This is a genomic window from Achromobacter insuavis (assembly GCF_902859645.1).
GTDB lineage: Bacteria > Pseudomonadota > Gammaproteobacteria > Burkholderiales > Burkholderiaceae_B > Achromobacter > Achromobacter insuavis.
In genome coordinates, this window is the sequence record NZ_CADIJR010000039.1 from 1 (window position 1) to 22510 (window position 22510).

The 22510-nt window shown below is 67.4% G+C and carries 21 protein-coding genes and 3 tRNA genes; 12 read left to right on the forward strand and 12 right to left on the reverse strand.

The features are described from left to right. Together rluB and scpB are read right to left on the reverse strand one after the other, a co-directional pair. Positions 1-1386: 23S rRNA pseudouridine(2605) synthase RluB (rluB, locus tag H0523_RS18960; protein WP_180180123.1), on the reverse strand; the 1386-nt coding region annotated here is incomplete at its 3' end. Positions 1387-1421: 35 nt separating this feature from the next. Further along, a complete protein-coding gene (gene scpB / locus H0523_RS18965) occupies positions 1422-2639 on the reverse strand; it encodes an SMC-Scp complex subunit ScpB (RefSeq protein WP_054429440.1) in 1218 nt (405 codons plus the stop codon). A gap of 68 nt (positions 2640-2707) precedes the next feature. Here scpB and H0523_RS18970 point away from each other — a divergent pair. Then, positions 2708-2784 (forward strand) — tRNA-Met (locus H0523_RS18970). A gap of 832 nt (positions 2785-3616) precedes the next feature. Here H0523_RS18970 and H0523_RS18975 read toward each other — a convergent pair. The 4 genes from H0523_RS18975 to H0523_RS18990 form a co-directional block, all read right to left on the reverse strand. Next, positions 3617-4516, reverse strand: a complete 900-nt coding sequence (locus tag H0523_RS18975; RefSeq protein ID WP_156333224.1) for a LysR family transcriptional regulator — start codon at positions 4514-4516, stop codon at positions 3617-3619. 147 nt (positions 4517-4663) lie between these two features. Further along, complete coding sequence (locus H0523_RS18980) at positions 4664-5671, reverse strand: CobW family GTP-binding protein (RefSeq protein ID WP_082380253.1); 1008 nt, start codon at positions 5669-5671, stop codon at positions 4664-4666. Positions 5672-5699: 28 nt separating this feature from the next. Then, positions 5700-6947, reverse strand: a complete 1248-nt coding sequence (gene zigA / locus H0523_RS18985; protein ID WP_054429443.1) for a zinc metallochaperone GTPase ZigA — start codon at positions 6945-6947, stop codon at positions 5700-5702. Positions 6948-7225: 278 nt separating this feature from the next. Next, positions 7226-7301 (reverse strand) — tRNA-Asn (locus tag H0523_RS18990). 212 nt (positions 7302-7513) lie between these two features. Between H0523_RS18990 and H0523_RS18995 the strand changes: the two genes are divergently transcribed. The 4 genes from H0523_RS18995 to H0523_RS19010 all read left to right on the forward strand — a co-directional run bounded on the left by H0523_RS18995 (position 7514) and on the right by H0523_RS19010 (position 11269). Further along, a tRNA-Thr gene (locus tag H0523_RS18995) sits at positions 7514-7589 on the forward strand. Between the two features lie 153 nt (positions 7590-7742). Beyond that, a complete protein-coding gene (locus H0523_RS19000; protein ID WP_054429444.1) occupies positions 7743-8402 on the forward strand; it encodes a response regulator in 660 nt (219 codons plus the stop codon). After that, on the forward strand, positions 8399-9742 hold the full coding sequence (locus H0523_RS19005) for an ATP-binding protein (protein ID WP_054429445.1): 1344 nt from the start codon (positions 8399-8401) through the stop codon (positions 9740-9742). Before H0523_RS19000 ends, H0523_RS19005 begins: the two co-directional genes overlap by 4 nt. 63 nt (positions 9743-9805) lie before the next feature. Continuing rightward, a complete protein-coding gene (locus H0523_RS19010; protein WP_180180124.1) occupies positions 9806-11269 on the forward strand; it encodes a DegQ family serine endoprotease in 1464 nt (487 codons plus the stop codon). Between the two features lie 58 nt (positions 11270-11327). Here H0523_RS19010 and maiA read toward each other — a convergent pair whose 3' ends face one another. The 3 genes from maiA to H0523_RS19025 are packed head-to-tail and all read right to left on the reverse strand — an operon-like array spanning position 11328 to position 13476. After that, on the reverse strand, positions 11328-11972 hold the full coding sequence (gene maiA / locus H0523_RS19015; RefSeq protein ID WP_054461036.1) for a maleylacetoacetate isomerase: 645 nt from the start codon (positions 11970-11972) through the stop codon (positions 11328-11330). A 50-nt stretch (positions 11973-12022) separates the two neighbouring features. After that, positions 12023-13000 carry a 4-hydroxy-3-methylbut-2-enyl diphosphate reductase gene (gene ispH / locus H0523_RS19020; RefSeq protein ID WP_054429447.1) on the reverse strand — a complete coding sequence of 326 codons (978 nt, stop codon included), beginning with the start codon at positions 12998-13000 and terminating at the stop codon, positions 12023-12025. Next, a complete protein-coding gene (locus H0523_RS19025) occupies positions 13000-13476 on the reverse strand; it encodes an FKBP-type peptidyl-prolyl cis-trans isomerase (protein WP_175142229.1) in 477 nt (158 codons plus the stop codon). The genes ispH and H0523_RS19025 overlap by 1 nt, the downstream gene beginning before the upstream one ends. Positions 13477-13527: 51 nt before the next feature. On the opposite strand from H0523_RS19025, the gene radC reads away from it, so the two are divergent. From radC to H0523_RS19055, 7 genes are all read left to right on the forward strand, one after another. Further along, the gene (gene radC / locus H0523_RS19030; RefSeq protein WP_054429448.1) at positions 13528-14205 is read left to right on the forward strand and encodes a RadC family protein; all 678 of its coding nucleotides are present in this window, start codon (positions 13528-13530) and stop codon (positions 14203-14205) included. 89 nt (positions 14206-14294) lie between these two features. Continuing rightward, positions 14295-14924, forward strand: a complete 630-nt coding sequence (kynB, locus tag H0523_RS19035) for an arylformamidase (protein ID WP_054429449.1) — start codon at positions 14295-14297, stop codon at positions 14922-14924. Positions 14925-15015: 91 nt separating this feature from the next. Continuing rightward, complete coding sequence (locus H0523_RS32305) at positions 15016-15138, forward strand: hypothetical protein (protein ID WP_255353610.1); 123 nt, start codon at positions 15016-15018, stop codon at positions 15136-15138. After that, positions 15135-15983, forward strand: coding sequence for a tryptophan 2,3-dioxygenase (kynA, locus tag H0523_RS19040; RefSeq protein ID WP_054429450.1), 849 nt, complete (start codon positions 15135-15137; stop codon positions 15981-15983). Before H0523_RS32305 ends, kynA begins: the two co-directional genes overlap by 4 nt. Before the next feature lie 201 nt (positions 15984-16184). Then, positions 16185-16451, forward strand: coding sequence for a type B 50S ribosomal protein L31 (locus H0523_RS19045; protein WP_006388310.1), 267 nt, complete (start codon positions 16185-16187; stop codon positions 16449-16451). Between the two features lie 124 nt (positions 16452-16575). Then, the gene (locus tag H0523_RS19050) at positions 16576-18306 is read left to right on the forward strand and encodes an ArnT family glycosyltransferase (RefSeq protein ID WP_054429451.1); all 1731 of its coding nucleotides are present in this window, start codon (positions 16576-16578) and stop codon (positions 18304-18306) included. Continuing rightward, positions 18303-19709 carry an MATE family efflux transporter gene (locus H0523_RS19055; protein ID WP_054429452.1) on the forward strand — a complete coding sequence of 469 codons (1407 nt, stop codon included), beginning with the start codon at positions 18303-18305 and terminating at the stop codon, positions 19707-19709. The genes H0523_RS19050 and H0523_RS19055 overlap by 4 nt, the downstream gene beginning before the upstream one ends. 114 nt (positions 19710-19823) lie before the next feature. On the opposite strand, the gene paaK is transcribed toward H0523_RS19055, so the two are convergent. The 3 genes from paaK to paaG all read right to left on the reverse strand — a co-directional run bounded on the left by paaK (position 19824) and on the right by paaG (position 22498). Next, positions 19824-21140 (reverse strand): phenylacetate--CoA ligase PaaK, encoded by a 1317-nt coding sequence (gene paaK / locus H0523_RS19060; protein WP_054429453.1) that lies wholly within the window; start codon positions 21138-21140, stop codon positions 19824-19826. Positions 21141-21236: 96 nt separating this feature from the next. Further along, entirely contained in the window at positions 21237-21710 is a 474-nt protein-coding gene (paaI, locus tag H0523_RS19065; RefSeq protein WP_054429454.1) for a hydroxyphenylacetyl-CoA thioesterase PaaI, read from the reverse strand. Continuing rightward, on the reverse strand, positions 21710-22498 hold the full coding sequence (gene paaG, locus H0523_RS19070; RefSeq protein WP_054429455.1) for a 2-(1,2-epoxy-1,2-dihydrophenyl)acetyl-CoA isomerase PaaG: 789 nt from the start codon (positions 22496-22498) through the stop codon (positions 21710-21712). The genes paaI and paaG overlap by 1 nt, the downstream gene beginning before the upstream one ends. Positions 22499-22510: the final 12 nt, after the last annotated feature.

Below are 22510 nucleotides of genomic sequence, written 5' to 3' on the forward strand. Positions count from 1 at the left end.
GCCCGGCTTGCCGCCGCCGCCCGCGCCGCCACCCGCCGCGCCGCGGCCACCCGCGGGCTTGCCGCCCTTGCGGTTGCCGTTGGCTTCGCCCGCCAGCGGGTGACCATTGGCGTAACCGCCAGCGATCATCAGGCCGGTGCCGAAAGGATCGGACGGACACGCCGCCGCCTGACCAGCGCTGCCGACGCGGCCGCCCTGGATCTTGCCGCGGCGGCCGATACGGGCGCCATTCATGCCATTGCGATCCATCGTGCCGAAGCCCGGGGGCAAGGCGCTGTCATGCGACTGCGGCTGCTTGGAGCGGCGGCCTTTGCCGCCAGATTCGTCGTCTTCGCGCAACAGGCCCAGCTGCACCATCAGCGCGGTGACCAGCGAGGCGTCGAGTTCTTCCCAACGGCCACGGCGCAGCGTGCGCGGCAGCACCACGTCGCCAAAGCGGGTACGGATCAGTCGGCTGACCGTCACGCCCACCGCCTCGAACATACGGCGCACTTCGCGGTTGCGCCCTTCCTGCAGGGTGACGCGGTACCAGCGGTTGCTGCCGTCGCCGCCCAGGTAGTCGAGCGCGCCGAACGCGGCCACGCCGTCTTCCAGCTCGATGCCGTCGACCAGCGACTGGCGCTGGGCCTCGTCCATCTCGCCCAGCACGCGCACCGCGTATTCACGCTCGGTGCCGTAACGCGGGTGCATGATGCGGTTGGCCATGTCGCCCGAGGTCGTGAAGATCAGCAGGCCTTCGGTATTCAGGTCGAGGCGGCCGACCGACAGCCACTTGCCGGTGCGCAGCTTGGGCAGGCGCGCGAACACGCTGGCGCGGCCGCCCGGATCGTCATGGCTGACGATCTCGCCCGCCGGCTTGTGATACAGGATCACGCGCGGCGGCTTCTTGGTATTGGTGCGCATGATGGGCTTGCCATTGACGCGCACCTGGTCGTTCGGGGCCACGCGCTGGCCGATATGGGCCGGCTCGCCATTGACCGAGACGCGACCGGCGACGATCAACTCTTCCATCTCGCGGCGCGAACCGATGCCGGCGTCGGCCAGCACCTTGTGCAGCTTCGGCATCACCGCTTCGCTGTTCAGGTACTTGCCCAGGCGCTGCTCCATGCGGTCAGCGGTGTCCAGGTACGACAGGGCCTGCTCGGCTTCCTGCTCGCCGCCGCGGCTGTCCGCGTTGTCGGCGGCAGCCTGGGCGGGCGCGGCGGCCTGCCCTTCGGCAGCCGGCGCCTGCTCGGCGGCGGCGTCGCCGCGACGGCGGCGGAACGGGGTGCGCAGCTTGCGGCCGCGGCCGCGGGCCTCGCCTTCGGCGGCCGGCTCACGGCCGGCGGAGGCTTCCGCCGGCCCATTGGAAACGGCGTCATCCGGACGGGGATTGTCGTCCTGCATTGCTGTATTCGTTGTCACTGGGACAGCTCCGAATTTCAAACTTGGGGAGGCCTGCCAGTGGCAGGCGCATCATCATCTGGGGACTCCGGTTCGCGCTCAGCCTCGGGCTGGGCGGAATCCGGCTCGGCAGGCTCCGCCATGGCGGAGCCGGTATCAGGCTCAAACGGCCCGGCGCCAGGCACCAGGGGTTCGGCCTCGTCTATCGGTTCGGTCGGTTTCGCGCTTTCCGCGTGCTCGACAAGCTCATCCGCGGCGCCGGATTCGGCGCGTGCGTCGGAACTGCCAGTCTCTGCGGGGTTTTCGGACAGCCCGCCATGCGCCTCTTGGGCGGCATCCACTCCCGGCGCCTCGGCTTCATCGAAGCGCCCGGCATTCTCGATGCCCACGGATGGCGCATCGGACAAGCTTTCGGCTTGCCCCCGGACGGTGGAATCGTCTGCGGGAATCGCGTCTTCTTCTGTGCGCGAAAGCGGGGATTCTACGCCATCATCCGCCGCGATGGGGGCGCCGTCGTCCGAAACAGACAATTCCGCCCCTGGAATACTGGCTTGCACACCGGCCTCGGCAAGGGCGCCCTGCCCTTCGCCATTCTCGGCGACGGCAGCGGCATCCGCACCCTCCACGGAATCAGCGGCATCATCGGTACTGGCGGCATCAACGCCTTCGGCGGCGTCGGCGGCATCCGCCAGCTGCTGCACTTCGCCCAGGTCCAGGCCGGCCAGCGCGGCGGCGGCATGCGTCGATTCCAGCGCGGGCAATTCATCCAGCGCACGCAGGCCGAGGTCATCGAGGAACTGGCGCGTGGTGCCGAACAAGGCAGGACGGCCCGGCGCGTCTCGGTGGCCGATGACTTCGATCCAGCCCCGATCCTCCAGCGCCTTCACGATGTTCGACGACACGGTCACGCCGCGGATGTCCTCGATGTCGCCGCGCGTCACCGGCTGGCGCCAGGCCACGATGGCCAGGGTTTCCATCACCGCGCGGGAATACTTGGGCGGCTTCTCGGGATTGAGCCGTTCCAGGTAGCGCTGCATGTGCGGGCGGCTCTGGAACCGCCACCCCGTCGCCAGCTGCACCAGCTCCAGGCCGCCATCGGCCCAGTTGTTCTGCAGCGTTTCCAGCAACGTGCGCAAGGCGCTGTTGTCGAATTGTTCATCATCCCCGAACAGCTTGCGCATTTCGGACAGTTGCATCGGCTGCACCGCGCAAAGCAGCGCGGTTTCCAGCACGAGTATCGCCTCGCTATCGTTCATCGAGATTCAAATTCAAAAAGGGCTAACTTGCGTTAGGTTGAAAATAAGGCTACTATTCTTTTCTCAGACGCGGGGTGGAGCAGTCTGGCAGCTCGTCGGGCTCATAACCCGAAGGTCGTAGGTTCAAATCCTGCCCCCGCAACCAAATTGATCAAGGCTTGGCGAATGCGCCGGGCCTTTTTCATTTGCGGCCGGCGTGTTGAAAGCACACACATTGAACGCACGCAGGACGCCATCGGCCAAGACAAGCCCGCGCGACGCCGGCTTGCGCGCTGAATGAAGCGACTGAACCGACTGAAGTGACTGAAGCGACGCGGCATTTTGCCAACCGGAAATGCGCGCCACGGCGCCACGCCAGGCAGCGGCCCGCGCAGCCACCCGGACCACACCATGGGCGGGACGGCTACAGACAGCGCTGGTTTGCGTATTTCTCACGAGAATCCTGTATTTACCACCAACCGCCGCGGGCTCGCGCGGCGATACTCACGCCATTCAAGATGGGCTGCGCGCAGCCCCCGGCTATGGCGGGGACAAATCCATCAGCGACGGATTCGTTCAAGCAAAATCTGGAAAGCTGGCAAATGCGCCAACAAGCCTGCGGAACGCACCACCATTTGGCGCTATTCCCGCGGCAACCGACATTGCGGTAATCGATATTGCGGTATTCGAGATCAAGGACCTGAATCGTCAGGCATCGGCCAATGGCACCCTGCGCCTGCGGCCGCCATCCGGAAAATCCGGTGCGCCTCTCCCCTGGTGCTCCTGGCGCCCGGCCTTGCAGGGCACAGGCCCGACAAGCCTGGACCCCAATACGCCGGAACCACGATTCTTAGATATTTTCCAAGACTACTTGCTGGCGGACGATGGCAAAGGCCCTGATGCACAGCGCCTGGCCCGTCGAGGCAGCAGCCAAATTATACCGTTATATACCCCGCCCTCAACCCGGCGCCTCCAAGCGAGGGCGCCCCGAGGACAGCTTAGGACTGATCCCAGGGCGCCGGCCCCAGCCGCTCCACCAGGAAATCCAGCATCGAGCGCAAGATCAAGGGCATCTGCCGGCGTGACGCATAGACGCCGTAGATGCCGAGCTCCTGCGGCCTGGCCTGCGGCAGGATGACCTTCAAACGCCCCTGCGCCACATACTCGGCGGCGTAGTAAGTTGGCAACATGGCGACGCCGGCGCCTTCCAGCGCCGCCTGCAGCAGCACCGACACCTCGTTGGCGCTGATGTTGCCGCTGACCGGCACATCGACCGGCACGCCCTCGCGCTCGAAACGCCACAGACTCTTGCCGAAATAGGAGTGGGTCAGGCAGTTGCGCAGTGACAGATCCTCGACCCGCGCCGGCTCGCCTTCGCGCTGCAGGTAGTCGGGCGAGGCGCAGACGATGGAACGGCAGACCGCCAGCTTGCGCGCGATCAGGTTCGGATCCAGGTCATTGGTGATGCGCACGGCCAGATCGACCCGCTCCTCGACCAGATTGACCGTCCGGTCGACCAGCATCAGGTCGACCGAGGTGCCCGGGTGCAGCTTGACGTAGTCGGTGATGACCCGCGCCAGGTGCCGGGACCCGAACGACATGCTGGTGGTCATGCGCAGCAGGCCGCGCGGCGTATCCTCGGGCGTGGAGACCGCGCCGCGCAAGTCGCCCACCATGTCGAGCATCTGCCGGCAGCGCGGCAGCGTCTCGGCGCCGGCCGGCGTCAGGCTGAGACGGCGGGTGGTGCGATGCAACAGGCGCACGCCAACCCATTGCTCCATTTCGGCCAGGTAGCGCGACACCATCGCGCGCGACATATCCAGATGAACCGCCGCCGCCGACAAACTGCCTCTGTCGGCGACCTCCACGAATACCTGCATCGCTTTCAATCGGTCCATGATTGTCTCGATTCTTGCATCAGACTTTCTGGTTATACCGTATTTCCATGCATTTTCAGCACATGAAATGACAGCTTTCCAGCCATTTCAAGACAATCCGGCAAGCGCGTGCCGGCTTTGCCAGCGAGCGGCGCCGCGGTCGGCCCGTCAGGCGGGGAACTGGCCCAGCGCCGCGCACACCTCAGCCCGCACCGCGCCCACGTCGGCCCCTCTGACGATATAGACCAGCCGCGACAAGCGGTCGTCGCCCGGCCATTGCGGCAACGTCCGGATCGGATAGAGCTCGCCGTGCACGCCATGAACCTCGCAGGGCAAGGCTTCGCCCTCGAAGCACACCAACCCCTTCATCCGCAACAATGCCGGGCCGAACCGCTCCTGCACCCGCGACACGCCCGCCAGGAAGGCGGCGCGCCCGATCGGCGCGACCAGCGTCAGCGAAAAGCTCGCCACCTGCGCATGGCGTCCGGCCATCGGCTTGGCGAACGCCCGCAGCCAGCCCGCCAGGTCGGTGCCGTCGCGCCGCGCCTGCGTGTCGGGCCCCTCCAGCAACGCGCCGACCAAGGGCGCGTCGGTGCGCTGCACGCAGCGCCGCGCGCCCGGATTGACCGCGGCCACGGCCTGCTCCACCGCGCGCAATTGTGCGGCGTCCGCCAGGTCGGATTTACTGAGGACGACCGTATCGGCCAGGGCCAGTTGCCGCAGCGCTTCCGGTTGCGTCTCCATCTGCTGCGGTCCGTGGCGCACGTCGACCACCACGATGGCGCCCTGGTAGGCATAGCGCTCGGCCAGGAAGCGGTCGTGCTTGAGCGTGAAGAGCACCGGCGCCGGATCCGCCAGGCCGCTGGTCTCGATCAGCACCCGGCGAAACGGCTTGATGCGGCGATTGAGCGCCAGCATGAACAGCTCGCGCAGGGTGTCGGCCACCGCGCCGCTGACCACGCAGCACAGGCAGCCGCCCTCGATCAGCACGATGTTGTCCTGCGCCAGGCGGACCAGATGATGGTCCACGCCGATGTCGCCGTATTCGTTGACGATGACCACGGCGTCGGCATAGGCCGGCTCGCGCAGCAGGCGATTGAGCAGCGTCGTCTTGCCGCTGCCCAGAAACCCCGAAATCACCGTCACGCCGATGCGCTTGTCGCCTTCCGCCGCCATCACCCCACGGGCTCTCGCCCCGCCCTCGCTATTGCGCCGCGCCCCAGATGGGGAACGGATCCCGAATCGTAGCCAATTCGATCGCCGGGCGGGTCATTTCCTCCTGCGTCATCAGGCACGCCTGCAGCCGGGCCGTCAGCGCCGCCTGGTCCATGCCGACGCCGATCAGCACCAGTTCCTGGCAGCGGTCGCCATAGATGGGATCCCAGTCGGCCACGATGCGGGCGCGCGACTCGACATCCTCCGGCCAGCGCTCGCGGGGCAGCGCGGCCCACCAGTACCCGGCCGCGCCATGGCGCGTGACGGGGCCGGCCTGCGACCAGGAGGCGGCGAACGCGGGCCGCGTCACCAGCCAGAAGTAGCCCTTGGAACGCACCACGCCGGGCCACTCCTCGTGAAAGCAGTCCCACAGGCGCTGCGGATGGAACGGCCGCCGCGCGCGGAACACGAAGCTGCCGATGCCGTACTCCTCGGTTTCCGGCGTGTGCTCGCCGCGCAGCACCTTGAGCCAGCCCGGCGCCTGCGCCGCCTCCTCGAAATCGAAGCGTCCCGTATCCAGCACGCGCGCCAGCGGCACGCGGCCGAACTCGCCGTGCACGATGTCGGCGCGCGGATTGAGCTGGCGCAGGATCGCCTCCAGCCGCTCCAGCTCGTCCGCCGCGATCAGGTCGGTCTTGTTCAGCACCATGACATCACAGAACTCCACCTGCTCGATCAGCAGGTCGACCACGGTGCGCTCGTCCTCCTCGCCCAACGTCTCGCCGCGCGCGGCCAGGCGGTCCTGGCTGGCGTAGTCGCGCAGGAAATTGAAGGCGTCCACCACGGTGACCATGGTGTCCAGCCTTGCCACGTCGGACAGGCTAAGCCCGTCCTCGTCGCGAAAGGTGAAGGTCTCGGCCACGGGCAGCGGTTCCGAGATACCCGTGGATTCGATCAGCAGGTAATCGAAGCGGCCCTCGGCGGCCAGACGGCGGATCTCGATCAACAGGTCCTCGCGCAACGTACAGCAGATGCAGCCATTGCTCATTTCCACCAGCTTTTCGTCCGCCCGCGACAACGCCGCCCCGCCCTCGCGCACCAGCCGGGCGTCGATGTTGACGTCCGACATGTCATTGACGATGACCGCCACGCGCCGCCCCTCGCGGTTGTTCAGCACATGATTGAGCAAGGTGGTCTTGCCCGCGCCGAGAAAGCCCGACAGCACCGTCACCGGCAGGCGCGCATCCGGCCGCGCCAACCCCGAATCGGGCCCCACACCCTCGTCATTCGTCCGCATGATATCTCACCAAAAAGAAATGTTATTACATAACAAATCTTACGCGCGCCCAGGCCCCGGAAGCAAGGCCGCAATGATCGGGCGCGGATGACAACAATGAGGAGAGAATGACGGGCCGGCCAGGCTTGGCCCCAACGTCGCCACACGGACAAACGCATGCGACGCACGCGTCGGGACGGCAGGCAACAGAGACGCCGCGCACGAACGCGCGCGACAAAAAAACCCACGCGACAAAAACCAAAAGGGCCACTCACTTGCGTGAGTGGCCCTGAATTCTTTGGCTCCCCGAGCTGGGCTCGAACCAGCGACCTGCGGATTAACAGTCCGTCGCTCTACCGACTGAGCTATCGGGGAACTGCTAAGAAACGAGATTATGAAGGAAAAATTCGAAGTGTGCAAATCGGATCTTTTTTCGCGCCACACGCACCCCAAGTTTCCCATCGCCAAAAAACTCTGATATCATTTCGGTCTTTCCAGATCAGGCCCCATAAACAGGGCATGAAACGGGAAAGAAAAAGATGTTTTGCCTGAGGTTCTGGCTTGCCGGAAACGAAGCAAATGGTCTTGCCGGCATAGCTCAGTTGGTAGAGCAGCGCATTCGTAATGCGAAGGTCGTAGGTTCGACTCCTATTGCCGGCACCAGAATTCAAAAAGCAGCCCTTCGGGCTGCTTTTTTCATTTCCGGCCGGCGCGCCTGAACCGCCCCGCCGCCGCCCCAGGCAGCCCTCCCCTTGCGGGAACTCCGGCCTCGCCGCACACGTCCAACCCGCTGGACACCTCACGGCGACAACTATCATGCGCATCCTTCTCGTCGAAGACGACACCATGATCGGTGAAAGCGTGCTGGACTGCCTGCGCGCCGAACACTACGCCGCCGACTGGGTCAAGGACGGCCACGCGGCCGAACTGGCCCTGCGCACCGATCCCTACGACCTCGTGCTGCTCGACCTTGGACTGCCGCGCCGCGACGGCCTGACGCTGCTGCGCGAGCTGCGCGGCCGCAAGGACCGCACTCCGGTCCTGATCGCCACCGCGCGCGACGCCGTCAGCGACCGCATCGCGGGGCTGGACGCGGGCGCCGACGACTACATCGTCAAGCCCTACGACGTCGATGAACTGCTGGCGCGCATGCGCGCCCTGATCCGCCGCAGCGCGGGCCGCGCCGAGCCGGTGTTCGAGCACGACGGCATCATCATCGACCCGCAGTCGCACGCCGCCACCGTCGACGGCACGCCAGTGCCGCTGACCGCGCGCGAATGGGCGGTGCTGGAGCCGCTGATCGCCCGCCCCGGCATGATCTTCTCGCGCGCCCAGCTCGAGGAAAAGCTGTACAGCTGGAAAGACAGCGTCAGCAGCAACGCGGTCGAGGTTTATATTCATGGCCTGCGCAAGAAACTGGGTCAGGACCTGATCCAGAACGTGAGAGGCGTCGGCTATGTCATTCCCAAAACATGAGCATTCCGCTTAGCTATTCGCTGCGGGCCCGGTTGCTGTTCTTCCTGCTGGCCGCGATCGCGGTCGGCGCGCTGGTGCAGGGCGCCATCGCCTATCGCAGCACCCTGCAGCAGGCCGACGACATCTTCGATTCGCTGCTGCAGCGCACCGCGCTGTCGCTTGGAACCGGCGACGGATTGCTGCGGATGGGACCAGCCCATGCCAAGGGCTCGGCCACGCCGATGGCCGACGACCTCATCATCCAGATCTGGACGCCGGATGGCGTGCGCGTATTCAACTCGCGCTCGCGCCGCCCCCTGCCCGACCAGATCATCCTGGGTTTCGCCGATGCCGAAGTCGAAGGCAGCACCTATCGCGTCTACTCGCTGGCCACGCCCTTCCAGGTGATCCAGGTGGCGCAGGACATGCAGGTGCGCAAGCGCATGGCGGGCGCGCTGGCCTGGCGCACGGTCGCGCCGATCGCGGCGGCGGCGCCGCTGCTGATGCTGATCGTCTGGTGCGTGGTGAGCTGGTCGCTGCGGCCCGTCAAGCGCGCCCGGGCCCAGGTGGCCGACCGCCGCCCCGAGGACCTGTCGCCCATCAACGTGCCTGACCTGCCCGATGAAATCCGGCCGTTGATGCAGGAACTGAACCTGCTGCTGGAACGGATGCGCGGCGCGTTCGCGCAGCAGAAGCAATTCGTCGGCGACGCCGCGCACGAGCTGCGCTCGCCGCTGGCGGCGTTGAACCTGCAACTGCAATCGCTGCGCCGCGCCAGTGACGACGACAGCCGCCGCGTCGCCGAGCAACGGCTGGCGGCGGGCATCGAACGCGCCACGCGGCTGGTGGAGCAATTGTTGTCGATGGCGCGCCACGAGAACAACGCCGAGCAGCCGCCCGCTGAAACCGTGGACCTGGCCGACGTGGTGCGCCTGGCGCTGTCCGAGACGCTGCCCGCGGCCAACGCCAAGGACATCGGCATCGAACTGCGGGGCGCGCCGCAGGCCATGGTGCGCGGACATCGCGACGATCTGGTGCTGCTGGCGCGCAACCTGCTCGACAACGCCATCAAGTACACCTCCGCCGGCGGCCATATCGCGATCCGGCTCGACACGCCCCCGGAAGGCGCCCGGCTGCTGATCGACGACAACGGCCCGGGCATCCCGCCGGCCGAGCGCGCCCGCGTGTTCGACCGCTTCTACCGGCTGGACGGCAACACCCAGCCCGGCAGCGGCCTGGGGCTGGCGATCGCCCGCGCCATCGCCCAGCGCCACAACGCGGCCATCACGCTCGAGGACGTGCCCGACGGCCCCGGCCTGCGCGCCCAGGTGGCGTTTCCGCCCGAGCAGGCGCCGACTTAAGATTCACCTAAGTGTCAGGCCCGAAGATAGCGCCATGTCCCCACACATGACGCAGGAGCCGACATGAAGACCTCGAAGATGAACCCCTCGCGCCTGGTGCTGGCGCTGCTGGCCGCCGGCGCGATTGGCGGCGCTGGCGCGACCGCCGCGTTCGGCGGCATTTCGATGGCGGCCAGCGCGCCGTCCGCCGTGGCCGCAGCCTCCCCTACGCCGGGCGCCCCTACGCCGGGCGCCTCCATGGGCGCTCCCAATTTCGTGCAGATCACCCATGACTACGGCCCCGCCGTGGTCAACATCAGCATCAGCGGCACGCGCAAGGTGTCCGATGACGACGACGATCCCTTCGCCCAATTCTTCGGCCAGATCCCCGGCGCGCGCGGCGGCATGCCGTCTCGCGAAGTGCCGATCCGCGGCGAGGGCTCGGGCTTCATCGTCAGCAGCGACGGCGTCATCCTGACCAACGCCCACGTGGTGCAAGGCGCCAAGGAAGTGACCGTCAAGCTGACCGACCGCCGCGAATTCCGCGCCAAGGTGCTGGGCGCCGATCCGCAGACCGACGTGGCCGTCATCAAGATCGACGCCAAGAACCTGCCGGTGGTGAAGGTCGGCGACGTCAACCAGCTGCAGGTGGGCGAATGGGTGCTGGCCATCGGTTCGCCCTACGGCCTGGAGAACACCGCCACCGCCGGCATCGTCAGCGCCAAGGGCCGCTCGCTGCCGGACGACACGTCGGTGCCGTTCATCCAGACCGACGTGGCGGTGAACCCCGGCAATTCCGGCGGCCCGCTGTTCAATGACCGCGGCGAAGTGGTCGGCATCAACTCGCAGATCTACAGCCGCACCGGCGGCTTCCAGGGCCTGTCGTTCTCGATCCCGATCGACGTGGCGTACAAGATCAAGGACCAGATCCTGGAACACGGCAAGGTGCAGCATGCGCGCCTGGGCGTGACGGTGCAGGAGGTCAACCAGGACCTGGCCAACTCGTTCAAGCTCGATACGCCGTCCGGCGCGCTGGTCTCCAGCGTCGAGAAAGGCAGCGCGGCCGAGAAGGCCGGCCTGCAGCCCGGCGACGTGGTGCGCAAGATCAACGGCCGCACCATCGTGTCGTCCGGCGATCTGGCGTCGCTGATCACGCTGGCCACGCCGGGCGAGAAGATCACGATGGACCTGTGGCGCAACGGCGCCCCCAAGGAAGTCGTGGCGACGCTGGGCGGCGTGCCGAAGGACCGGACGCAGACCGCCGGCGACAGCCGCGAGGTGCAGAAGGGTCAGCTCGGCCTGGCATTGCGCCCGCTCTCGCCGCAGGAGCAGGAAGCCTCGGGCACGCAGGGCCTGTTGATCGAGCAATCGGCGGGTCCGGCCGCCAAGGCCGGCATCCAGCCGGGTGACGTGCTGCTGTCGCTCAATGGCGTGCCGGTGCACAACATCGGCCAGGTCAAGGACGCGCTGTCCAAGGCCGGCAAGACGGTGGCGCTGCTGGTGCAGCGCGGCGAAGACAAGATCTTCGTGCCGGTGCAATTGGGCTGAGCCCGATCGACGGGCAGGCGGCGCGCCGGCCGGGAAGACATCCCGGCCGGCGCGCGCCTCATTCGGCGTCGGGCTGCTTGCCCGGCGCGGCGGCGTCAAACGCCGGCAAGGCGCGGCAGGCGGCGTCGATGCGCACCACAGTGGGCATCGCGCTCAGGTCGCATTCGAAGCGGCGCGCGTTGGCCACCTGCGGCACCAGGCACAGATCGGCGATGGTCGGCGTGTCGCCATGGCAGAACGCGCCGGTGGCGGCCGAGCCGGCCAGCTGCGCTTCCAGGGCTTCCAGCCCCTGGCGCACCCAGTGCTGGTACCAGGCCGTCTTGGCGGCCTCGTCCACGCCCAGCGTGTGCTTCAGGTATTTCAACACCCGCAGGTTGTTCAGCGGATGGGTATCGCAGGCGATGCCCAGCGCCAGGTCGCGCACGCGCGCGCGGCCGATCGCGTCGGCCGGCAGCAGCGGCGCCTGCGGATGCGTTTCCTCGAGGTACTCGATGATGGCGAGCGACTGGCCGATGACCGCATCGCCATCGACCAGCGTGGGCACCAGTGCGGTCGGGTTGACCTTGCGATAGTCGGCCGACAATTGCTGGCCGCCGTCCTTGAGCAGGTGCACCGCCAGGTATTCGTACGGTAGGCCCTTCAGGTTCAGCGCGATGCGCACGCGATACGCGGCCGAGCTGCGGAAATAGCTGTACAACTGCATGGAGTCTCCTCGATTCTTGTTCTGCGCGACGCCCGCGGCGGGCGTCGCGCTCATTCCAGCGATTCGGTCTGCGCGGCCTTGCGCGACAGGCCCTTGGGCAGCGGGAACGCCACGTTCTCTTCCAGGCCCGGCATGGTGCGCACCGACACCGCGCCCAGTTCCTTGACCCGCGCGATCACCTGCTGCACCAGGATCTCGGGCGCCGACGCGCCGGCGGTCACACCGATGCGCTTGCGGCCCTCGAGCCAGGCCGGATCGATGGAATGCGCGCCATCGATCAGGTACGACGCCACGCCCTTGCGGTCCGCCACTTCGCGCAGGCGGTTGGAATTGGAGCTGTTGGGGCTGCCGACCACCAGCACCAGGTCGCACTCGGGCGCCAGCACCTTGACCGCGTCCTGGCGGTTCTGGGTGGCGTAGCAGATGTCGCTTTTCTTGGGCTCGACGATGCTGGGAAAGCGCGCCTTGAGCGCCTTGGACACGGCCGCGGCGTCATCCACCGACAGCGTGGTCTGCGTGACGTACGCCAGGTTCTCGGGATCGGTGACCTGCAGGCTGGCCACGTCGTCGACGGTCTCGACCAAATACATGCCGCCCTGGGCCTGGCCCAGCGTGCCTTCGACTTCCGGATGGCCCTTGTGGCCGATCATGATGATCTCGCGGCCGGCCGCGCGCATGCGGGCCACCTCGATGTGCACCTTGGTCACCAGCGGGCAGGTGGCATCGAACACCTGCTGCCCGCGCGCCTCGGCTTCGGCCCGCACCGCCTTGGACACGCCATGGGCCGAGAACACCACGATGGCGCCGGAAGGCGCATCGTCCAGTTCGTCGATGAAGATGGCGCCCTTGGCGCGCAGGTCTTCGACCACGTAGCGGTTGTGGACGATCTCGTGGCGCACGTAGATCGGCGCGCCGTGCAGCTCGAGCGCGCGCTCGACGATGTCGATGGCGCGATCGACGCCGGCACAGAAGCCGCGCGGCTGCGCCAGCAGGACTTCGGCGCCGGCGGCGGTGACAGCCTGGCTCATCAGAGAACTCCCAGCAGCGCCACGTCGACCCGCAAGCTGATGCCCGCGAGCGGGTGGTTGAAATCGAACAATGCCGATTCCTCGTTGATTTCCTTCAGGACGCCCGAATAGCGGCCGCCGTTGGGCGCCGCGAACTCGACCAGGTCGCCGGGCTCGAAGGTGGCGTCGGCGCCGGCGTGCTCGGCGAGCATCTTGCGCGTGACGCGCTGGATCAACTCGGGGTTGCGGTCGCCATAGGCGTCGGCGGGCTCCAGCGTGACGCTGAAGCGGTCGCCCTCGGCCTTGCCCAGCAAGGCGGTCTCCAGGCCCGGCGCCCATTGGCCGCTGCCCATCTGCAGCGTGGCGGGACGGCCGTCGAAAGTATCGGTGAACACCGAATCCTTGCCGGGGCCCGAAGCCAGGGTGATGCGGTAATGCAGCGTCAGGTAGGAGTCCGGACGGACCAAAACATTCATTTCGTTAGAGGCGATGCTCAAGATCTGCCACCGTAGTCAGACAGTAAGTGAACCCTGATTTTAGAGCCTCTTATGAAATTGTCTGTCCAGGTGTCCAAACACGAGCGTCCCCGCGAGCGCCTGCTGCGCCTGGGCGCCTCGTCGTTACAAAATACCGAGCTGCTCGCCATCGCCCTGCGCACCGGGGTGCCCGGGCTGAATGTGCTGGACCTTTCCAGCCAGCTGCTGGACCGGTTCCGCGGCCTGCGCGGGCTGCTGGGAGCCTCCCCGGAAGAGCTGCTGGCCGTGCCCGGTCTGGGCACGGCCAAGGCCTGCGCCCTGGCGGCGATCCTGGAACTGGCCAAGCGCGCCATCGAGGAAGAACTGACGCTCGCCAGCACTCTCGACCATCCTTCGCGGGTGAAACAATATTGCAAGGTCACGCTGGCCCACCGCCGGGTCGAACATTGCATCGCGCTCTACCTGGATAGTCAGCTGCGGCTGATCGCCAGCGGCGAACTGGCGCGCGGCACGCTGTCGCAGGCCTCGGTCTATCCGCGCGAGGTGGTGCGCGAGGCCCTGCGCCATCACGCGGCGGCCCTCATCATCGCCCACAACCACCCGTCCGGCCTGGCCCAGCCCAGCGCCGCCGACCTGGCGTTCACCCGCCACCTGAAGCAGGCGCTGGCGCTGGTCGACGTCGCCCTGGTCGACCACCTGATCGTCGCCGGCGACGAAGTCGCCTCGATGGCGGAACACGGCCGCATGTAAGGCTGCGCCCGCGGCGGGAATTCGTTAGACTACGGCCCGATATTGTTTTAGGCTTAACCTAATTTCCGCTTCCGCGACCTCGCGCCTCCATGAAACGCCTGTGGGATATCTCCCCTCCCGTCTCCACGGCCTCGCCCGTGTTTCCTGGCGATACGCCGTATCGCCAGCAATGGAAGTGGTCGCTCGAACCCGGCTGTCCGGTCAACGTCAGCGAAATCACGATGTCGCCGCACGTCGGCGCGCACGCCGATGCGCCGCTGCACTACCAGAACGGCGGCGCCGCCATCGGCGCGGTCTCGCTCGAACCCTTCCTGGGCCCCTGTCGCGTCATCCACGCCATTGACTGCGGGCCACTGATCACCCCGGAGCACCTGCTCCACGCCGCCAACAACCTGCCCCCGCGCATCCTGGTGCGTACCGCCAAGCATGCCGCGCAGGAATGGTGGACGGACGACTTCTCGGCCTACGCGCCCCAGACCATCGAATGGCTGGCCGAACGCGGCGTCATGCTGATCGGGTTGGACACCCCCAGCATCGACCCCGCGTCCAGCAAGACCCTGGACAGCCATCACGCCATCCTGCGGCACGACATGCGAGTACTGGAGAACCTGGTGCTCGACGACGTGCCGGAGGGCGATTACGAACTGATCGCACTGCCGCTGGCTTTGATCCAGGCTGACGCCAGCCCGGTGCGCGCCGTCTTGCGCGAACTGGGCTGATACCGGCCACCGGGCAGGCTGCGCGCGAGACGCGGCGCGATGAGCGCGCCGCCCCGTCACGCGCGGCCCGCCTTTTCGAAGAAGCACGACCATGAACACTCCCTCCGATCCGCGCATGGCGCTTGCCTGCGCCCGCCTGCCGCATTCCGGCTGGCGCAGCCTGCCCGCCTCGGCCCGCCGCGCCGCCCCGCCCTGCCAGGGAGGCCGCGCATGAGCCAGAGCCAACGCCCCGAAGACATCGTCCGAGAGGAAAAGGCGCAGCTGGATTTCACGCGCGACATGACCTACGGCGATTACCTGCACCTGGACGAACTGCTGGGCGCGCAGCATCCGCTCTCGCCCGAGCACAACGAGATGCTGTTCATCATCCAGCACCAGACCAGCGAGCTCTGGATGAAGCTGATGCTGCACGAGTTGCGCGGCGCCATCGCCAACCTGGCGGCGGACCGCCCGCAGCCGGCCTTCAAGATGCTGGCCCGGGTCAGCAAGATCATGGAACAGCTAGTCCACGCCTGGGACGTGCTGGCGACCATGACGCCGCCCGAGTATTCCGCCCTGCGCCCCTACCTGGCGCGCTCCAGCGGCTTCCAGAGCTACCAGTACCGCCAGATCGAATTCCTGCTGGGCAACAAGAACGCCGCCATGCTCAAGCCGCACGCGCATCGCGCCGACCTGCTGGCGCAGGTGCAGCAGGCCTACGAGACGCCGTCGCTGTATGACGAATCGCTGCGCCTGCTGGCGCGGCACGGCGTGGCGGTCCCCGCCGACCGCCTGGAACGCGACTGGACCCAGCCCTACCAGGCGTCGGAAGGCGTCGAGCAGGCCTGGCTGACGGTCTACCGCGACACCGACCGCTACTGGGACCTGTACCAACTGGGCGAGAAACTGACCGACCTGGAAGATGCCTTCCGCCTGTGGCGTTTCCGCCACGTCACCACGGTCGAGCGCGTCATCGGCTTCAAGCGCGGCACCGGCGGCACCTCGGGCGTGGATTACCTGCGGCGCATGCTGGAGGTAGTGCTGTTCCCGGAGATCTGGAAACTGCGCACCGATCTCTGATCGTCGCTTCGATCCGTCCCCGGATGAAAAATCCGGGCCTCCCCACCCGGACGGCCCGGATTGCCTGTTCCGGCCGGACGATCCCATGCTAGAATCCACAGTTACTTTTCGGATACGTGGCAAGAACGCCTGAAAAAGCGATTCGTGCTGGCGACCCTAACTTTTGACATGACTCCCTTGAGGGAGTCCTAGGAAAGCACCATGAAAGAAGGCATTCACCCCGAATACCGCGAAGTCGTCTTCGCCGACCTGCAAACGGGCAGCAAGTTCATCACCCGCTCGACCGTGCAAACGCGCGAAACCATCGAACTCGATGGCAAGACGTACCCGCTCTTCAAGTGCGACGTGACCTCCGAATCGCACCCGTTCTACACGGGCGCCCAGACGCGTATCGTCGAAACCGGCCGCGTGGAAAAGTTCCGCGCCCGTTTCGCCCGTACCGCCGGCACGGTCAAGTCCGCTTCCTGATCCTGTCGCTCCTACGGGAGTCACAGCAAAAAGGCAGCCTCCGGGCTGCTTTTTTTTCCCCTGATCCCGCTCCTACGCAAACCGGGGGCTGGCGCTTCCCGATCACTCGGTTACATTAACGCCCGTGTCCCCACTTTCCATTTCCACTCCGGCCAGGCTGACGTCCGTGGCCACCGCGAAACTGCCCAGGCTGATTCTGCTTGGGCTGGCGCTGGCGTACATCATCGCCGGCCTGTTCATGCGCGACCCGTGGAAAACGGACGATGCGGTCGGCCTGGCGACCATGATCACCGCCATCCGTGAAGGCGGGATCACATGGCTGCTGCCGCAAGTGGGGCACCTGGCTCACGCCGAGGAAGGCCCGCTGATCACCTGGATCGGCGCGATCAGCATCTGGCTGTTCGGCCCCTTCATCGGCGACATCACCGCCGGCCGCCTGCCCAACCTGCTGTGGTTCGGCGTGACGGCGATGAGCGTCTGGTACGGCACCTACCTGCTCGGCCGCCGCGCCGAAGCCCAGCCGCTGGCGCTGCCCTTCGGCGGCGAACCGGAGCCGCGCGACTACGGCCGCATGCTGGCCGACGCCGCGCTGCTGCTGCTGCTGGCCACCATCGGCATCCTGCAGCGCACCCATGAGACCACGGTGGTGCCCGCCATCATGGCCTGCCAGGCGCTGGCCTTCTACTCGCTGGCGCGCACCGTGGACCGCCCCGTCACCGGCTCGACCACGCTGGGCATCGCGCTGGCCGCCAGCTTCCTCACGCGCGGCTGGATCGGCGCCCTGCCGATCATGGTCGCCGCCCTGCTCGCCTTCTATCCGCGCGGCCCGCTCTGGAAGTGCAAGCGCTGGCTGCCCTGGGCCGCGCTGGTCGCCGCCGTCCTGATCCTGGCCTGGTGGATTCCCGCCAGCCAGAGCAGCGAGTACTGGATCCGCAACTGGAAGACCTGGAACCTGGCGTCCTTCGCCGTGCCCACCTGGCACGACGTGGGCCGCACCCTGCGCGACCTGCCCTGGTACCTGTGGCCGACCTGGCCGCTGGCGCTGCTGGCCATCTGGCGCTGGCGCGCCTGGATCTACGCCCCGCACATCTGGCTGCCGCTGATGCTGCTGATCTGCTCGACCCTGGGGCTGTTCGGGCTGGACGAGGCCAGCGACTCCGAATACGTGCTGCTGGCCGTGCCCTGCGCGGTGCTGGGCGCGTTCTCGCTGCCAACCCTGCGGCGCGGCGTAGTCAACACGCTGGACTGGTTCGCGGTGATGTGTTTTTCGCTGACCGCCGCCACCGCGTGGCTCGGCTGGATCGCCCTGCACTTCCAATGGCCCGCGCAGATCTCCCGCAACATCGGCCGCCAGACGACCGGCTATGAGCCCGTCATCTCGTGGGTGGCGTTCGCGCTGGCGGTGATCTTCACCATCGGCTGGATCGCGCTGGTGGTCTGGCGCCTGCGGGTCAAGCCGCAAGCCCTGTGGCGCGGCACCGTGCTGTCCGCCGGCGGCCTGACGGTCACCTGGATCCTGCTGGTGCTGTTGTGGCAGCCCGCGGTCGACTATGCCCGCAGCTATCGCACCGTGTCCGGCGAGCTGGCGCAGGCCCTGGAGCAGAACATCCGGCCGGGCGAATGCGTGCGCGGCCTCAGCCTGGGCAGCGGCCAGCGCGCCTCGTTCCTGATCTTCAACAACCTGACGTTCACGTTCGATTCCAAGTGCACGCTGGTGCTGCAGCAGACCACCAACCAGAGCCTGCGCGACAACACCGCCGCCTACAGCGACAGCGCCGACGTGCTGTGGCAAGGCGGCCGCCGCGCCGATCGCCAGGAAGTCTTCCGCCTGCTGCGCGTCGGCCCCACGCGATGACCCCCGTCCACGCGGCGCCGGCCAGTTTCGGCGCCACCCTGCGCGGCATCGCCAAGCAGGCCTGGCCGGTCCTGATCAGCCAATGGGCCGGCATCTCGTTCGGCGTTCTCGACACCGCCATGACCGGCCACGCCAGTGCCAATGACCTGGCGGCGATGGCCCTGTCGGCCTCCATCTACATCACCGTCTTCGTCGGCCTGATGGGCGTGGTCCACGCCCTCATCCCGATCCTGGCGCAGCATTTCGGCGCCGGCAACAACCGCGAAGTCGGCCGCAGCTGGGGCCAGGGCGTATGGCTGGCGCTGGGATTGTCGGTGGTGGGCGGCATCCTGATGCTGTTCCCGGACTTCTGGCTGTCGATGTCGGGCAACGTCGATCCCGGCGTGCGCGAGCGCATCGCCTCGTACCTGCGGGCGCTGATCCTGGCCCTGCCGGCCGCGCTGGTGTTCCGCACCATCTACGCGCTCGGCACCTCGGTCTCGCGGCCCAAGCTGGTGATGGCGATCAACCTCACCGCCATCGGCTTCAAGGCCTTCTTCAACTGGCTGTTCATCTACGGCAGCCTGGGCCTGCCCGCCATGGGCGCCACCGGCGCCGGCCTGGCCACGGCGGTGGTGTCGTGGATGAGCCTGGGGCTGGGCCTGTGGGTCATCACTCACGACCGCTACTACCGCCGCTTCCACCTGCACGTCGGCCGCCCCGACTGGAAGACGCTGAAGGAACTGCTGCGCCTGGGCATCCCGATGGGCGGCTCGTACCTGGTCGAGGTCTCGGCCTTCACTTTCATGGCGCTGCTGGTCGCGCGTGAAGGCACCTTCGTCACCGGCGGCCACCAGATCATGGCGAACCTGGCGGCGCTCTGCTACATGATGCCGATGGCGCTGGGGGTGGCCACCGCCGCCCTGACGGCGCAGGCGATCGGCGCCGGCAACCTCGCGCACGCCCATCGCACCGGCATGGCCGGCCTGGCGCTCGGGCTGATGGGCGCGCTGCTGACCGCGGCGGTGCTGCTGGCCGGCCGCCCCCTGATCCTGGCGGCCTACACCGACAACCCGCAGGTGACCGCCGTGGCCACCACGCTGCTGGCGGTGCTGCCGCTGTTCCACCTGTTCGACTCCATGCAGTGCATCAACTCGTACCTGCTGCGGGCCTACAAGGTCGCGGTGGTGCCGCTGCTGCTGCAGACCGTGGCGCTGGCCGGCGTCGGCCTGGTCGGCGGCTGGTGGTTCGGTTTCGGGCCGGGCCAAGGCGGCCTGGACGGGCTGCGCGAGATCCTGGTGCCGGGCTCGCCGCAGGGGGCGGGCAGCATGTGGCTGATGGCCATGGTCGGCCTGGCGCTGTCGGCCACGCTGCTGCACTTCTGGTACCGCCACATCGTGCGCGACGTGGCGCGCCAGGCCTGACGGCGCGCCCGGCGGGAAACGGCGGCGTCGAAAAAAAAGCAGCCCGAGGGCTGCTTTTTTCATGGCGGCGTGGCCGTCCCGCCCCGTTGCCGGCGGCGGGGACGCGCAGCGCGCTCAGCCCTTCGGGCGCTTGTCGATCACGCGGCGGGCCTTGCCCGTCAACGTACGCTCGACGTGGCCGGCATCCGACACCTGGATGCGGGCGCTGACGCCGATGTGCGTCTTGACCGCGTGCTGCAGCTGCTTGCCCAGCGCCGCGCGCTCGGCGTCCGACAGGGTCGAGAACTCGGCCCGGACTTCCGTCAGGATCTCGAGTTCGTCCATATTGCCGGTGCGCGACAGCACCAGCTGGTAGTGCGGCGCCAGCTGCGCGATCTTGAGCACCAGTTCCTCGACCTGGGTCGGGAACATGTTCACGCCGCGCACGATCAGCATGTCGTCGCTGCGGCCGGTGATCTTGCCGATGCGGCGCATGCTGCGCGCGGTGGGCGGCAGCAGGCGGGTCAGGTCGCGGGTGCGGTAGCGGATGATGGGCATCGCTTCCTTGGTGAGCGAGGTGAACACCAGTTCGCCCGGCTCGCCGTCCGCCACGGGTTCGCCCGTGTCCGGATTGATGATCTCGGCGTAGAAGTGGTCTTCCCACACCACCGGGCCGTCCTTGGTCTCGACGCACTCGCTGGCCACGCCCGGGCCCATCACTTCGGACAACCCGTAGATGTCGACCGCGTCGATGCCGGCCTCGGCCTCGATGTCGGCGCGCATCTGCCCGGTCCAGGGCTCGGCGCCGAAGATGCCGATGCGCAGCGAAGTTTGACGCGGATCAATCCCCTGGCGGCGCTGCTCCTCCAGAATATTGCAGAAATAAGAGGGCGTGACCATGATGATGTCCGGACGGAAATCGTTGATCAGCTGCACCTGCTTTTCGGTCTGCCCGCCCGACATCGGGATGACGGTGCAACCCAGGCGTTCGGCGCCGTAATGCGCGCCCAGGCCGCCCGTGAACAGGCCGTAGCCGTAGGCCACGTGCACCGTGTCGCCGGGCTTGCCGCCGGCCGCGCGGATCGAGCGCGCCACCAGGTTGGCCCAGTTGTCCAGGTCGCGCTGGGTGTAGCCCACCACGGTCGGCTTGCCGGTCGTGCCGCTGGACGCGTGGATGCGCGAGATACGCTCGCGCGGCACCGCGAACATGCCGAACGGATAGTTCTCGCGCAGTTCCTTCTTGGTGGTGAACGGGAACTTCGAAATATCCGACAGCTGCTTCAGGTCGTCGGGATGCACGCCCATCTCGTCGAACGCCTTCTTGTAGTGCGGCACGTTCTCGTAGGCGTGCTTGAGCGACCACTTCAGGCGCTCGAGCTGCAACGCGCGCAGCTCATCCTGGCTGGCATGCTCGATGGGGTCCAGCCCCGGCTTGCTCATGGTGTTGGACATGGTTATCTCTCTCCTGGAATGCTCTACCCTCCGTGCCGGAGGACGCGCCGCGCGCCCGCCTCGGCCGGTGGCCTTGTCTCTGATTGGTTGACGCGTTCAAGCCTCGGCTGGCGTGCCGACGATCTGCCCCTTGATGCGATAGGAACGGCCCCGGAACAGGGCGACGTTGCGGCCGTCCTGATTGGTGACGGTCACGTCGTACACCCCGGTGCGTCCCGCCAGCGAGCGCTCCTGCGCCACCGCGGTCAGCAGGTCGCCCTCGAAGCCGGGGGCCAGGTAATCGATGGTGCAGCCCGACGCCACGGTGCTGACGTTGCGCGAGTTGCACGAAAAGGCGAAGGCGCTGTCGGCCAGCGCGAAGATGAAGCCGCCGTGGCAGGTCTTGTGGCCGTTGAGCATGTCGGGACGCACCCGCATGGTCAGGCGCGCATAGCCCGGCGCCATTTCCTCGACCTTCATGTTCAGGCCCTGCGAGGCCGCGTCGCCGGCATACATCACCGTGCCCACGGCCTGCGCCAGTTCCTGCGGATCGGCCGGCGCCTCGACGGGCGGAACGTGCGTGCTGCTCATCATTGCCCCTTGAACTGCGGTTCGCGTTTGCCCAGGAACGCGGCCACGCCTTCGGCGTAGTCGGCGCTGCGGCCCAGTTCGCGCATCATGTCGCGCTCCAGGTCCAGCTGGGTCGCCAGGTCGTTGCCCAGGCTGGCCTGCAAGGCGCGCTTGGTGAAGGCCAGGCCCTTGGTCGGCGCGCGCGAGAAGTGCCGCGCCAGGTTTTCCAGCGTGGCGTCGAACGCGTCGTCGGCCACGCATTGCCAGATCAGGCCCCAGGCCTCGGCCTGGCGCGCGCTGAGCTTGTCGCCCAGCATCGCCAGCCCCATGGCGCGGGCGCGGCCCACCAGGCGCGGCAGCACGAAGGTGCCGCCCGTGTCGGGAATCAGCCCCAGCTTGCAGAACGACTGGATGAAGTTGGCCGATTCCTTGGCGATGACGATGTCGCCGGCGAACGCGAGGTTGGCGCCCGCCCCCGCCGCCACGCCATTGACCCCGACCACCACCGGCATCGGCAGCGCGTTCAGGCGGCGCACCAGCGGCGCGTAGAACTTGTCGACGGTCTCGCCCAGGTCGGGCGGCGTGCCATCGGGCGCCGGCTTGCGCTCGCTCAGGTCCTGGCCGGCGCAGAAGCCGCGGCCGGCGCCGGTCAGCACCAGCACGCGCGCGCCTTCGGTCTCGACGCGGGTCAGCGCATGCGCCACTTCAGCGTGCATGTTGGCGGTGAAGCTGTTGAGCTTGTCCGGGCGGTTCAGCGTCAGGCGGGCGATGCCGTCGGCCAGTTCGAATTGGATGTCTTGGTAGGTCATGTCCGGTCCACC